This is a genomic window from Roseicella sp. DB1501 (genome assembly GCF_013112485.1).
Classification (GTDB): domain Bacteria; phylum Pseudomonadota; class Alphaproteobacteria; order Acetobacterales; family Acetobacteraceae; genus Paracraurococcus.
In genome coordinates this window covers 544,361-556,902 of the sequence record NZ_JABFHG010000002.1, presented here as the reverse complement: position 1 = coordinate 556,902, position 12,542 = coordinate 544,361, and the positions used below count along the sequence as shown (strand labels likewise).

Sequence of the window (12,542 nt, the reverse complement as noted above, 5' to 3'; positions counted from 1 at the left end):
TCGCCTTGTCCGCCGGCCCACGCCCGCTCGCCCGCGCCGAGGATCTCGGCCGCCTGCTGCATCCGCGCAGCATCGCCATCATCGGCGCCTCGGAGCGCGCCGGTTCCTTCGGCGAGCGGACGCAGCGCAACCTCGCCGGCTTCGGCGGCCGGCTGCACCTGGTCAACGCCCGCTACCAGCGCCTCGGCGGGCTGCCCTGCCACGCCTCCATCGCGGCGCTGCCCGAGGTGCCCGACCTCGTCGTCTGCGCCGCGCCGATGGAGGCGGTGGAGGTCGTGGTGCGCGACTGCGTCGAGGCCGGGGCCGGCGCCGCCATCCTCTACGCCGCCGGCTTCGCCGAGACCGGCCGGCCGGAGCGCGTGGCGCTGCAGGCGCGCATCGCCGCCATGGCGCGGGAAGGCGGCGTCAGGCTCATCGGGCCGAATTGCATCGGCATGCTGGACTACGCCTCGGGCGCCACCATCAGCTTCGCCGCCGTGCCGCGGCCGGCGGCGCCGCCCACGGGCCCGGCGCTCGGCATCGTCAGCCAGTCCGGCAATCTCGGCTTCGCCCTGGCCCAGGCGGTGGAGCGCGGCGTCGCCATCGGCCGCGTGCTCGCCTTCGGCAATTCCGCCGATCTCGACGTCGCCGATGGCGTCGCCATGCTGGCCGGCGATCCCGGCTGCGCCGCCATCGCCTGCGTCTTCGAGGGCATGGCCGAGCCGCGCCGGCTGGTCGAGGCGGCGGAGATCGCCTGGGCGGCGGACAAGCCGCTCACCGTCTTCAAGCTGGCGACGGGCGAGCAGGGGGCGGCGGCGGCGCTGTCGCATACCGGCTCGCTCGCCGGCTCGGATGCCGCCTACCGCGCCGTCTTCGAGCGTGCCGGCGTGGTGCTGGTGGAGCAGTTCGACGCGCTGCTCGAGACCGCCGCCTTCCTCGCCAAGGCGCCGCCCTGCCGGGCGCCTGGCGTCGCGGTGGTCTCGACCTCGGGCGGCGCCGCGATCATGGCGGCCGACAAGGCGGAGGCGCATGGCGTGGCGCTGCCGCAACCGGGCGAGGCGGCGCAGGCGGTGCTCGCCGCGCGCATCCCGGAATTCGGCTCCAGCCGCAACCCGGTCGACATCACCGCGCAGGTGCTGAACGACCCGGACTCGCTGCGTGCCTGCACCGATGCGCTCTGCGCCGATCCCGCCTATGGCGCGGTGATCCTGCCGAACGGCTACGCCTACGACTTCGCCACGCCGCGCTTCGCCCTGCTCGGCGAGCTGGCGGCGGCGCATGGCAAGGCGGCGGCGGTGGTCTGGCTGACGGAATGGCTGGAAGGGCCGGGCGCCCGCGCCGCCGAGGCCAATCCGCAGGTGGCGCTGTTCCGCTCCATGGATCGCTGCTTCGCCGCCCTCGCCGCCTGGCAGGCGCGTGCCGAGCGCCGGGCGGCGGCGCCCGATCCGGCGACGCGCCTCGCCCCGCCCGAGGCCGCCGCGCGCGCCGCCGCGCTGCTCGACGCGGCGGGGCCGGCGCTCACCGAGCGCGAGGCGAAGGCGGTGCTCGCCGCCTATGGCGTGCCGGTGGTGGAGGAGCGGCTGGCGGCCGATGCCGAGGCAGCCGTCGCCGCCGCCGCCGCGCTCGGCTATCCGGTGGCGCTGAAGGTCGAATCGCCCGACATCCCGCACAAGACCGAGGCCGGCGTCATCCGCCTCGGCCTCGCCGATGCCGATTCGGTGCGGGCGGCGCATGCGGCGGTGCTGGCCAATGCCGCGCGCGCCGCGCCGGGCGCGCGGATCAACGGCGTGCTGGTGCAGCCCATGGTGCCGCAGGGGATCGAGATCGTGGTCGGCGCCCGGCGTGACCCGCTCTTCGGTCCGATGGTGGTGGTCGGGCTCGGTGGCATCCTGGTGGAGCTGCTGCGCGACAGCGCGACGGCGCTGGCGCCGGTGGGCGAGGCCGAGGCGCGGGCGATGCTGCGGCGCCTGAAGGGACACCGGCTGCTGCAGGGCTTCCGCGGCCTGCCGTCGGTCGACGAGGCGGCGCTCGCGGCGATCATCCGTCGCGTCGGCGAGCTCGCCGCCGACCAGCGCGAGCGGATCGCCGAGATCGACGTCAACCCGCTGATCTGCGCCGGCAGCCGCATCCTGGCGGTGGACGGGCTGATCCTGCGCGGGTGAGCGGCGGGATCATACCCGGCGTACTAAGTTCCGGCCTGCGGCCCGCAGGGCCGAGCGCCCGAATGGGCGTCGCCGGTCGCGCCTTTTGGCGCGCCTGACGGCGCGACGCGGCGAAGCCAAGCTGCCGGAGGCAGTGCCCGGCGTTCGAGGGGCGCGAAGGTGAAACCTTCGCGGGCTAGGCATCACACCACCAGCACGATCTTCCCGGTCACCCGCCGCTCCAGCAGCGCCTGCAAGGCCTCCGGCGCACGCTCCAGCGGCCAGGTCTCGGCGATGGCCGGGCGCAGCGCGCCGGCGGCGATCCAGTCGAAGAGCTGCGCCATCAGGACGCGGTTCGCCTCCGGGTCGCGCTTGACGGCATTGCCGTAGAAGACGCCGAGAATGTCGCAGCCCTTCAGCAGGGCGAGGTTGAAGGGCAGGCGCGGGATGTCGCCGGCGGCGAAGCCGACCACGAGGTAGCGCCCGCCCCAGGCGATGCTGCGCAGCGCCGGCTCGGCATAGGGGCCGCCGACCGCATCGAAGATCACCTCCACCCCCTCGGGCGCCAGCACCTTCAGCGCCTCGCGCCAGCCCTCGGCGGTGTAGTCGATCGCCGCCTCGGCGCCGGCGGCGCGGCAAGCCTCGTGCTTGGCCGGCGAGGCGGCGGCGATCACCCGCGCGCCCATCAGCCGCGCCACCTGCAGCGCCGCCATGCCGGCGCCGCCGCCGGCGCCGAGCACCAGCACCGTCTCGCCGGGCCGCAGCCGGGCGCGGTCGCGCAGCGCGTGCAGCACCGTGCCATAGGCGTAGGAGAGAGCGGCGCCGGTCGCGGCATCGATGGCGTCGGGCAGGGCGACGACATTGCCCTCGGGCGCCACCGCCAGCTCGGCGAAGCCGCCATGCCCGGTCATCGCCAGCACCCGCGTGCCGGGGGCGGGGCCGGCGACGCCCGGGCCGAGCGCCGCGACGCTGCCCGCCACCTCGCCGCCAGGGGCGAAGGGGAAGGGTGGCCGCGCCTGGTAGCGGCCCTGGATGATGAGCGTGTCGGGGAAGTTCGCCGCCGCCGCCTCGACCCGGATCAGCACCTCGCCCGGGCCCGGCCGCGGCGCCGGCGCCTCGCCGAGCACGAGGCTGGAGGGCGGCCCGAATTCCCGGCACAGCACGGCGCGCATCGATCCCATCCTCCCGCTTCGCCGCGAGGCTGGCGGGCCCGGCGGCGCAAGGCAAGGGGCCGCTTGCCGCCCCGCCCTCGCTGAGTCAGGCTGCCGGCCAGAACGGTGGCACGGTTGGGGAGAACGTCATGGACTTCGCTTTTCCGGAGAAGGTCGAGCAGCTTCGCGCCCGTCTCCTCGCCTTCTTCGACGAGCATATCTACCCGAACGAGCAGGTGCACCGGCAGCAGCTGGCCGAGGCCAAGGACCGCTGGCAGCCGGTGCCGATCGTCGAGGCGCTGAAGCCGAAGGCGCGCGAGGCCGGGCTGTGGAACCTGTTCCTGCCGGAATCCGAGCACGGCGCCGGGCTGACCAACCTGGAATACGCGCCGCTCGCCGAGATCATGGGCCGCGTCGGCTGGTCCTCCGAGGTGTTCAACTGCTCCGCGCCCGATACCGGCAACATGGAGACGATCGAGCGCTACGGCACCGCCGAGCACAAGGAGCGCTGGCTGAAGCCGCTGCTGGAGGGCGAGATCCGCTCCTGCTTCGCCATGACCGAGCCGGACGTCGCCTCCTCGGACGCCACCAACATCCAGACCCGGATCATCCGCGACGGCGACCACTACGTCATCAACGGCCGCAAGTGGTGGTCCTCCGGCGCGCTCGACCCGCGCTGCGCCGTCTTCATCGTCATGGGCAAGACCGCGCCCGACAGCCCCGACCGGCACCGCCAGCAATCGATGATCCTGGTGCCGCGCGACACGCCGGGTCTGACCATCGTGCGCCACCTGCCGGTCTTCGGCTTCGACGACGCGCCGCACGGCCATGCCGAGCTGCGCTTCGAGAACATGCGCGTGCCGGCCTCCAATATCCTGCTCGGTGAGGGCCGCGGCTTCGAGATCGCCCAGGGGCGGCTCGGCCCGGGGCGCATCCATCACTGCATGCGCGCCATCGGCATGGCGGAGCGGGCGCTGGAGAAGACCTGCCGCCGGGCGCTGGAGCGGCGGCCCTTCGGCAAGCCGCTGGCCGAGCAGGGGGTGATGCGCGAGCGCATCGCCAATGCCCGGATCATGATCGACCAGTGCCGGCTGCTGACGCTCCACGCCGCCTGGCGCATGGACACGGTGGGCAACAAGGTGGCGCGCAAGGACATCGCGGCGATCAAGGTGGCGGCGGCGAACATGGCCTGCCAGGTGGTGGACATCGCCATCCAGGCGCATGGCGGCGGCGGCGTCACCAGCGATTTCGGCATCGCCGAGATGTGGCGCTACGCCCGCACGCTGCGCATCGTGGACGGGCCGGACGAGGTGCACCGCGACCAGCTCGCCCGCATGGAGCTCTCGCAGTACAAGCCGCCGAAGACCGAGGCGAAGGCGGCGGAGTAGGCCATGCCCGCCGACGCGGCCGCATCCGCCGCCGGCCCGCCGCTCGACGGCCGGCCCGAGCTGGTGCCGGTGCTGGAGCGGCACCGCTTCGACGAGGCGGCGCTGGCCCGCCACCTCGCGCCGCATCTGCCGGGCTTCGACGGGCCGATCGAGGTGCGGCAGTTCCAGGGCGGGCAGTCCAACCCGACCTTCCACATCGCGACGGGCGCCGGCGACTACGTGCTGCGCAAGAAGCCGCCCGGCAAGCTGCTGCCGCGGGCGCATGCGGTGGAGCGGGAATACCGCATCCTCCGCGCGCTCGAGGGCAGCGAGGTGCCGGTGCCGCGGGCGCGCATCCTGGTCGAGGACGAGAGCGTCATCGGCACGGTCTTCTTCGTCATGGACCACGTGCCGGGCCGCATCTTCTTCGACCGCGTGCCGATGGCAGCACCCCCCGCCGAGCGCGCCGCGATCTACGAGGACATGGCGCGCGTGCTGGCGGCGCTGCACCGGGTCGACTGGCGCGCCGCCGGGCTGGAGGGCTTCGGCCGGCCCGAGGGCTACATGCCGCGCCAGGTCGATCTCTGGGTGCGGCAATGGCAGGCGGCCAAGGTCGAGGAGATGCCGGAGATGGACCGGCTCGGCACCTGGCTGGCGGCGAACCTGCCGCCGGAGGAGCCGGCGACCATCGCGCATGGCGACTACCGGCTCGGCAACCTCATCATCCATCCGACCGAGCCGCGCATCGTCGCGGTGCTGGACTGGGAACTGGCGACGATCGGGCATCCGCTGGCCGATCTCGGCTATTGCTGCCTCACCTACCATTTCGACCCGGGGCCGGAAGGGGTGACGGGCGTCGCCGGCCTCGACCTCGCCGGCACCGGCATCCCGGACGAGCAGGCGTTCGTCGCCCGCTACAGCGCGCTGATGGGCCGGCCGGTGCCGGCGGCGCTCGACGTCTTCGTCGTCTTCTCGATGTTCCGCCTCGCCTCCATCGTCGCCGGAGTGTGGCGGCGGGCGCTCGACGGCAACGCCTCCGACCCGCGGGCAATCGGCTACCGCCACCGCTACCGGGAGATGGCCGAGCGCGCCTGGGCCATCGTCCAGCGGATCGACCCCGCGGCCTGACCTGCCGCGGCTTCGCCGCGGCAGGCTGTGACGTCCCCTCGATCGGAAGCGGATCACGGGGCCCCCGCGACGGCGCGCAGCGACGTCGGGGGGATCAACCCATACGGTGCAGGCCGCAGAGTTTGTTGCCGTCCGGGTCCCGCAGATAGGCGAGGTAGAGCTTGCCGGACGGGCCCTCGCGCACGCCCGGCGGGTCCTCGATCGCGGTGCCGCCATGCGCGACGCCCGCCTTGTGCCAGGCCTCCGTCTCGGCCGGGCTCGCCATGGCGAAGCCGATCGTGCCGCCATTGGCATGGGTGGCCGATTTGCCGTCGATCGGCGTGGTGATCAGGAAGCGGCCGCCGTTATGGGCGTAGACGAGGCGCCCGCGCGGGTCGACCGTGCCGGGCTTGCCGCCGATTGCCGCGAACAGGGCATCGTAGAAGGCCTTCGACCGGGTGATGTCGTTGCTGCCGATCATGACATGGGTGAACACGCTGGCTTCCCCTCCCGTTTGGATCGCCGTTCCTGCGGCGCGGCGGGACCTTCGCGCGGCCGCGCCGGGAAGGGAAGGGGCGCTCCCGCCGGCCACCCCCCGCTTCCCCCTGGACCGCGCCGCCCGGCCGGGCGAGTGTGCGGCGCACAACCGCACGGATCCCGGAATGGACCAGCACGCCAGCCTCGCCCCCGAGACGCCGCCCGGCTTCGTGCCGGCGAGCCATGGCGGCCCCTATGCCCAGGCGCTGGGGCCCTTCTTCTCGCACCGGGCCGAGGACTACACCGCGCTCGGCATCCGGGTGCAGCACCGGCACAGCAATTCCATGGGCGGCGCGCATGGCGGCTTCGTCGCCAGCCTCGCCGATCTCGCCCTGGTGCATGCCGTCGCCGTGGCGCGGGAGAGGGCCGGGCTGCCGCGTGCCGCGCTCTCGACCGTGACGCTCTCGGTCGATTTCATCGGCCCGCCGAAGGAGGGCTGCTGGCTGGAGACCCGCGCCCGGGTGACCCGCCTCGGGCGCAGCATCGCCTTCACCGAGGGGGAGATGCTGGCGGACGGCAAGCGGGTGGCCCGGGTCAGCGGCGTCTTCGCCATGAAGGAGCGCCGGGCCGCGCCAGGCGCTTGACCACGGCCGGGCCGCCGGGGAGAATCCGATATGCGCAAGGATGAGGCCGTGACCGGCACGGCGCCCGGCATGGCACCCGGCGCGGCACCGGAGCCGGAGAGCCTCGCGGCCGATGTCGTCGTCATCGGCGGCGGGCCGGCGGGCTCGACCGCGGCCGCGACGCTGGCCCTGCGCGGGCACGCCGTGGTGCTGCTCGAGAAGGAGGCGCATCCCCGCTTCCACATCGGCGAGAGCCTGCTGCCGCGCAACCTCGACATCCTCGAGCGCCTCGGCGTGCTGCCCGAGATCGCCCGCATCGGCGTGCACAAGCCGGGCGCCGAATTCGTCTCCGACCGCACCGGCCGCAGCCAGGCCTTTCCCTTCGCCCGCGCCCTCGACCGGGACCGGACCTTCGCCTGGCAGGTGAAGCGCGCCGAGTTCGACCACATCCTGTTCGAGAATGCCGCCCGCCGCGGCGCCCATGCCCTGCAGCGCACCCAGGCGACCGGCATCGACTTCCACCCGGACGGGGAGGGAGCCATGGTGCGGGCACGCCGGGCGGATGGCACGCCCCTCGCCATCGCGGCGCGCTACGTGCTCGACGCCTCCGGCCGCGACACCTTCCTCGCCAGCCGCATGCGGGTGAAGAGCGCGAACAAGTACAACAACACCGCCGCCGCCTATGCGCATTTCCGCGGCGTGGCGCGGCGGGAGGCGGAGCTGGAGGGCTATATCAGCATCCACCTCGCCGAGGATGGCTGGTTCTGGATCATCCCGCTGCAGGGGGGCGTCACCAGCATCGGCTTCGTCGGCAACCAGAGCGCCTGGAAGGGCCGCAGCGGCAGCCCGGCCGAGCTTCTCATGGCGCGCATCGCCGCCAGCCCCACCGTCTCGACGCGCATGCAAGGGGCCGAGCTCGCCTCCGAGGTCTTCAGCACGGCGAATTACAGCTACCGCGCCCGCACCGGCAGCGGCGACGGCTTCCTGATGATCGGCGACGCCTTCGGCTTCGTCGACCCGATGTTCTCGACCGGCGTGCTGATGGCGATGACCGCCGGCGAGCTCGGCGCGGAGGCCGCCGATGCCTGGCTGGAGAATCCGGCGCGCGGCCGGGCCCTGGCGCGGCGGACCAACCGCGACCTCGCCGCCGCCATGGACCGCATCAGCTGGCTGATCTACCGGGTGAACGATCCGGTGCTGCGCTCGATGTTCCTCGCTCCCTCCAACCTCTTCTGGATGCGCGACGGGGTGGTGAACATGCTGGCCGGCAACCTGCGCGGCAGCCTGCGGGCGGAGCTGCCGGTGCTGGCCTTCAAGGCGGCCTATCACGGGCTGACCGCGCTGCGCCGGATCGGGCTCGGCCCGGCGATGCCGGAGGCCGTGGCGGCGGCGCCGCTGCGCGGCTGAGCCCGGCGGCGCCGCGGAAGCGCCGCTTTCCAGCCCTTATGATAGTGGTGTAACGGCGCGTTCCGCCGCCGCTCGGCGCCCCCGGGGGGTCGGACCCAGGGCCGGGGCGGTCAGCGGGGCTTGCGAGATCGAGGAGCAGACAGCGCGGTGCGTCCCCTCCGTGTCCTGCCGGAGCATCGGGCGCTCCCGCCTGGCATCCTGCCGCCTGGAACCGATCCCGCCGGGGCGGTGGTCGCGGCGCTGGAGGCAAGGCGCCGCCCCCTGCCGGCCCGGCTCGTCGCCTCGGCCCTCTGGCCGGGCGAGGCCGCAGGCTGGGTCCCGTCACCGGCCATCCGCGCCTCCCTGCTCGCCCACGCCCTGGCCCTCGGCGCCGGGCTGGCGGCGCCGCAGCACTGGCCGGGCCTCGCCGGGCTGCTGCTCGGCAACCATGCCCTGCTCGGCTTCGGCATGCGGCCGCGCAGCGCCCTGCTCGGCCCGAACCTCACCCGCCTGCCGCCGGCGCGCGACCCGCTACCGCGCCCGGTGGCGCTCACCTTCGATGACGGGCCGGACCCGGCGGTGACGCCGCGCGTGCTCGACCTGCTGGACCGGCACGGGGCGCGGGCCAGCTTCTTCGTCCTCGGCCATCTCGCCGAGCGGCACCCCGGGCTGGTGCGCGAGATCCGGGCCCGCGGCCACAGCGTCGAGAACCACACCCATGCGCATCCGCTGAGCTTCGGCTGCTGGGGGCCCGGGGCGATGCGGCGGGAGATCGCCCGGGCGCAGGCGGCGATCGCCGCGGCCTGCGGCGAGGCGCCGCGCTTCTTCCGCCCGCCCGCCGGCATCCGCAACCCGCTGCTCGACCCGGTGCTCTGGCAGGCCGGGCTGCGCCTCGTCACCTGGACGCGGCGCGGCTACGACACGGTCTGCCCGCGGCCGGAGCGGGTGATCGCCCGGCTCGCCGCCGGCCTCGATGCCGGCGACATCCTGGTGCTGCACGACCGGCCGAGCCCGCGCGGCACGCCGGCCCTGGCCGTGCTGCCGGCGCTGCTCGAGACCTTCGCCCGGCGCGGCCTCACCGCGGTGTCGCTGCGGCAGGCGGTGCCGCGCGACGCCTGAGCAGGCGGGGGCTGCGGCCGAGCATGCCGAGCACCAGCCGCGCATGCATCCAGGCGAGGCGGATATTGTCGCGCAGATAGTGGAAGTGCGAGACGCCCCCCTCCTCCGGCCGCAAGTAGCGGCAGGGCACCGGCCGGTTCACCGCCGGCACCCCCTGCCAGGAGAGCCGCACCGCCGCCTCCGGGTCGAAGTCGAAGCGTCGCATCCAGCGGCTCTGCCGCATGATCCCGACCAGCGGCGCGATGGGATAGACGCGGAAGCCGAAGAGCACGTCGCCGATGCCGCCGCCGAGCGTCTCGAGCTGCGCCAGCCGGTTGGAGATGCGCCGGCCGCGCAGCCGGATCAGCGGCGCCTCCGGGCCGAAGAGCGGATCGCCGAGGATCATCGCCGCCGGCGCGGCGCGCGAGGCCGCCATCATCGCCGGGATGCAGTCGGCCGGGTGCTGGCCATCGGCATCCATCACCAGCGCATGGGTGAAGCCCTCGCCGAGCGCCGCGCGCAGCCCCGCCAGCACCGCCGCGCCCTTGCCGCGATTGACCGGCAGCAGGATCACCCGCAGGCCCGGATCATCCTGCGCCAGCGCCTGCAGCCGCGCCCCGGTGCCGTCGGTGCTGCCATCGACCACGACCCAGACCGGGCTCCAGGCGGCGCGCGCCTCGCGCACCGTCCGCAGCACCAGCGGTCCGGTATTGTAGCTCGGGATCAGGACAAGCTGGCGCGCGGGCGGCATCAGCCGCGGCGCCAGCCGGCGAGCTCGGCGCGGACATGCGCCTCGAGCCGGGCGACGAAGCGGGCCGGCTCCTCCACCGGATCGAAGCGCTCGCCGAGGCGGATGCGGAAGACCAGCGGCAGGGCCGGCCGGCGGAACAGCGGCCAGCCCTTGCGCAGATAGGGGCTGTCGGCCTCGATCAGCACCGTCTGCACCGGCGCGCGGGTCGCCTGGGCGATGACGGCGAAGCTGCGGTGGAAGGCATCGACCGGCGGCCGCTGCGTGCGCGAGCCCTCGGGGAAGATCATCAGCTGCCGGCCGCCCTGCACCGCCCGGGCGGCGCCGCGGATCATGGCGAGCGGCGCGTCGTTGCGGACATAGCCGGCGAGGCGGATGCCGCCGCCGAGGAACAGGTTGTCCCACAGCGCCGCCTTGGTGATGCAGACGCTGCGCGGCAGGCGCGAGACCAGCAGCACCGCGTCGAGCATGGTCGGATGGTTGGCGGCGATGACCAGCCCGCCTTCCCGCCGCAGCGAATCGAGCGCGGAGAGATCGGCGCGCAGCACGCCGGTCAGGCGCATCAGGCCGAGCGTCATGCGGAAGCCGGCCGAGATGCCGGCCTGGCCGAGCGGCTCGCCCCAGCGGCGCGGCAGCAACCGGTGCAGCAGGGCGGCCGGCAGGCTCCAGGCCAGGCAGCTCAGGCCGAAGACCAGCAGGCAGAGATGGAAGGCGATGCCGTAATACCAGGCCGCGAGGCCCTTCGCCCCGCCCGCTTCCTCCCAGCCCGCCGCGGCGCCGGTCTGACCCGTGCCGGTCGGGCTCGTGCCGGTTGGTTGCATTATTGCCTCATCTTGGACCGAAGAGTAGAATCGCGGCCTTGCGAGGTGAAGTGACAAAGTCCTGCGCGGGAGTGACGACGACACAATGACGCAGGCCGGTCCCGCAGCAGGGCTGCAGGGAAGCTCCGTGGCGGCGCCACACCCGACGCTGACGCGCTTCTACGGCAGCACCGCCGAGCGCGATCCCTTCGTGCGCCGGCTCTTCGCCGAGACCGCCGGCGTCTATGACCGCATCAACGCCGCCTGCTCCTTCGGCTCCGGCGGCTGGTACCGGCGGCAGGCGCTGCTGCGGGCCGGGCTGCGCCGGGGCGACCGGCTGCTCGACGTCGCCATCGGCACCGGGCTGGTGGCGCGGGAGGCGCTGCGGATCCTCGGCGCGCCGGACGATGTCATCGGCCTCGACCTCAGCCCGGAGATGCTGCGCGAGGCGCGGCGCAGCCTGCCGATCCGCCTCCTCGCCGGCCGGGCCGAGGCGCTGCCCCTCGGCGATGCCGAGTTCGATTTCCTCAGCATGGGATACGCGCTGCGCCACGTCGCCTCGCTGCCGGTCGCCTTCGCCGAGTACCGGCGCGTGCTGCGGCCCGGCGGCCGGCTGCTGCTGCTCGAGATCGCGCGGCCGGAGAACCGGCTCGCCTATGCCGCGGCGCGGTTCTATCTCGGCCGGCTGGTGCCGGCGGTCAGCGCCCGGCTCGGCGCCATCGGGGGCAGGGGCGGGGGCGGGGGCGGGGGTGAGGGCGCGCGGCGACTGATGCAATACTACTGGGACACGATCGACCGCTGCGTGCCCGCCGCCATCATCCTCGATTCGCTGCGCCAGGCGGGCTTCGCCTCGGTCGGCTGCGAGGTGCAGTTCGGCCTCTTCCGCGCCTATACCGCGCAGCGCCCGCCGGGCGGCTGAGCCGGCATGGCCGCCCTGCCGGTCACCGGCCCCGTCGGCGGCGATCTCGACGTCGTCGCGGAGCAGGTGGCCGGGCGCTATGCCGGCGCCTCGCGCTTCGCCCGCGGCTTCGTCCGGGGCAAGCTGCGGCGCGACCCGGCGAGCGCCGCCATCCTGCGCCGCGCCGCCGCCGCGCCCTTCGGCGAGGTGGTCGATCTCGGCTGCGGCCGCGGCCAGCTCGGCCTCGCCCTGCTGCTCGCCGGCCATGCCACGCGGCTCACCGGCCTCGACCGCAACGCGGCGAAGGTCGCCGAGGCGCAGCGGGCCGCGGCCGGCCTGCCGGCACGCTTCGCGGTCGCCGACCTCGCCACGGCGCCGGTGCCGGACTGCGACACGGTGCTCCTCATCGACGTGCTGCTGCAGATGCCCGAGCCGGCGCAGCGGGCGCTGCTCGCCCGCGCCGTGGCGGCGGCGCGCCGGCGCATCCTGATCCGCGCCTTCGATCCGGATTGCGGCTGGCGGGCGCGCATCGGCTTCGCCATGGAGCGGCTGGGCCGGCGGGTGCGTGGCGACGGCGTCGAGATCCGCCCGCTGCCGCTGCCGGTGCTGCGCGGCCTGCTGGAAGCCTCGGGCTTCGCCGTCGGCATCGTGCCCTGCTGGCAAGGGACGCCGCTGCCCAACATGCTGCTGCAGGCCGAGCGGGCGGTGGCCTGACGGCGCCGGCGCGTGATTGGCCGAGGCGGCATCGCTGAAGGCGAGACCCGCGC

General features: G+C 74.4%; 12 protein-coding genes. 8 read left to right on the top strand and 4 right to left on the bottom strand.

Translation table 11 applies throughout. The annotated features are described in order from the left end of the window. The first annotated feature begins 5 nt into the window (after positions 1-5). Complete coding sequence (locus HJG45_RS06060) at positions 6-2,141, top strand: acetate--CoA ligase family protein (protein ID WP_217362830.1); 2,136 nt, start codon at positions 6-8, stop codon at positions 2,139-2,141. Between the two features lie 182 nt (positions 2,142-2,323). Here the strand turns inward: HJG45_RS06060 and HJG45_RS06055 are convergent, their stop codons facing one another. Further along, positions 2,324-3,292 (bottom strand): NADPH:quinone oxidoreductase family protein, encoded by a 969-nt coding sequence (locus HJG45_RS06055; RefSeq protein ID WP_171611175.1) that lies wholly within the window; start codon positions 3,290-3,292, stop codon positions 2,324-2,326. A 128-nt stretch (positions 3,293-3,420) separates the two neighbouring features. On the opposite strand from HJG45_RS06055, the gene HJG45_RS06050 reads away from it, so the two are divergent. Beyond that, on the top strand, positions 3,421-4,659 hold the full coding sequence (locus HJG45_RS06050; RefSeq protein WP_171611174.1) for an acyl-CoA dehydrogenase family protein: 1,239 nt from the start codon (positions 3,421-3,423) through the stop codon (positions 4,657-4,659). A 3-nt stretch (positions 4,660-4,662) separates the two neighbouring features. Further along, a complete protein-coding gene (locus HJG45_RS06045) occupies positions 4,663-5,766 on the top strand; it encodes a phosphotransferase (RefSeq protein ID WP_171611173.1) in 1,104 nt (367 codons plus the stop codon). Between the two features lie 94 nt (positions 5,767-5,860). Here HJG45_RS06045 and HJG45_RS06040 read toward each other — a convergent pair whose 3' ends face one another. Continuing rightward, positions 5,861-6,241 carry a VOC family protein gene (locus HJG45_RS06040; RefSeq protein WP_171611172.1) on the bottom strand — a complete coding sequence of 127 codons (381 nt, stop codon included), beginning with the start codon at positions 6,239-6,241 and terminating at the stop codon, positions 5,861-5,863. Between the two features lie 166 nt (positions 6,242-6,407). Between HJG45_RS06040 and HJG45_RS06035 the strand changes: the two genes are divergently transcribed. From HJG45_RS06035 to HJG45_RS06025, 3 genes are all read left to right on the top strand, one after another. Further along, positions 6,408-6,866 carry a PaaI family thioesterase gene (locus HJG45_RS06035; RefSeq protein WP_171611171.1) on the top strand — a complete coding sequence of 153 codons (459 nt, stop codon included), beginning with the start codon at positions 6,408-6,410 and terminating at the stop codon, positions 6,864-6,866. A gap of 30 nt (positions 6,867-6,896) precedes the next feature. Next, complete coding sequence (locus HJG45_RS06030) at positions 6,897-8,252, top strand: NAD(P)/FAD-dependent oxidoreductase (RefSeq protein ID WP_254452293.1); 1,356 nt, start codon at positions 6,897-6,899, stop codon at positions 8,250-8,252. A gap of 147 nt (positions 8,253-8,399) precedes the next feature. Next, positions 8,400-9,350: a polysaccharide deacetylase family protein gene (locus HJG45_RS06025; protein ID WP_217362829.1), complete on the top strand. Its 951-nt coding sequence runs from the start codon at positions 8,400-8,402 to the stop codon at positions 9,348-9,350. Here the strand turns inward: HJG45_RS06025 and HJG45_RS06020 are convergent. Continuing rightward, entirely contained in the window at positions 9,307-10,080 is a 774-nt protein-coding gene (locus tag HJG45_RS06020) for a glycosyltransferase family 2 protein (RefSeq protein ID WP_171611170.1), read from the bottom strand. The two genes, HJG45_RS06025 and HJG45_RS06020, sit on opposite strands and share 44 nt — an antisense overlap. Next, the gene (locus HJG45_RS06015) at positions 10,080-10,898 is read right to left on the bottom strand and encodes a 1-acyl-sn-glycerol-3-phosphate acyltransferase (protein WP_171611169.1); all 819 of its coding nucleotides are present in this window, start codon (positions 10,896-10,898) and stop codon (positions 10,080-10,082) included. The genes HJG45_RS06020 and HJG45_RS06015 overlap by 1 nt, the downstream gene beginning before the upstream one ends. 127 nt (positions 10,899-11,025) lie before the next feature. On the opposite strand from HJG45_RS06015, the gene HJG45_RS06010 reads away from it, so the two are divergent. Both HJG45_RS06010 and HJG45_RS06005 read left to right on the top strand, forming a co-directional pair. After that, positions 11,026-11,796, top strand: coding sequence for a class I SAM-dependent methyltransferase (locus HJG45_RS06010; RefSeq protein WP_368040520.1), 771 nt, complete (start codon positions 11,026-11,028; stop codon positions 11,794-11,796). Positions 11,797-11,802: 6 nt separating this feature from the next. After that, entirely contained in the window at positions 11,803-12,489 is a 687-nt protein-coding gene (locus HJG45_RS06005; RefSeq protein WP_171611167.1) for a methyltransferase domain-containing protein, read from the top strand. Positions 12,490-12,542 lie beyond the last annotated feature (53 nt).

Excerpts from the sequence above, each read along its gene's own strand:
- HJG45_RS06005 (WP_171611167.1), top strand. The coding sequence starts at position 11,803 with ATGGCCGCCCTGCCGGTCACCGGCCCCGTCGGCGGCGATCTCGACGTC.
- HJG45_RS06055 (WP_171611175.1), bottom strand. The coding sequence starts at position 3,292 with ATGCGCGCCGTGCTGTGCCGGGAATTCGGGCCGCCCTCCAGCCTCGTG.
- HJG45_RS06015 (WP_171611169.1), bottom strand. The coding sequence starts at position 10,898 with ATGCAACCAACCGGCACGAGCCCGACCGGCACGGGTCAGACCGGCGCC.
- HJG45_RS06030 (WP_254452293.1), top strand. The coding sequence starts at position 6,897 with ATGCGCAAGGATGAGGCCGTGACCGGCACGGCGCCCGGCATGGCACCC.
- HJG45_RS06020 (WP_171611170.1), bottom strand. The coding sequence starts at position 10,080 with ATGCCGCCCGCGCGCCAGCTTGTCCTGATCCCGAGCTACAATACCGGA.
- HJG45_RS06045 (WP_171611173.1), top strand. The coding sequence starts at position 4,663 with ATGCCCGCCGACGCGGCCGCATCCGCCGCCGGCCCGCCGCTCGACGGC.
- HJG45_RS06050 (WP_171611174.1), top strand. The coding sequence starts at position 3,421 with ATGGACTTCGCTTTTCCGGAGAAGGTCGAGCAGCTTCGCGCCCGTCTC.
- HJG45_RS06035 (WP_171611171.1), top strand. The coding sequence starts at position 6,408 with ATGGACCAGCACGCCAGCCTCGCCCCCGAGACGCCGCCCGGCTTCGTG.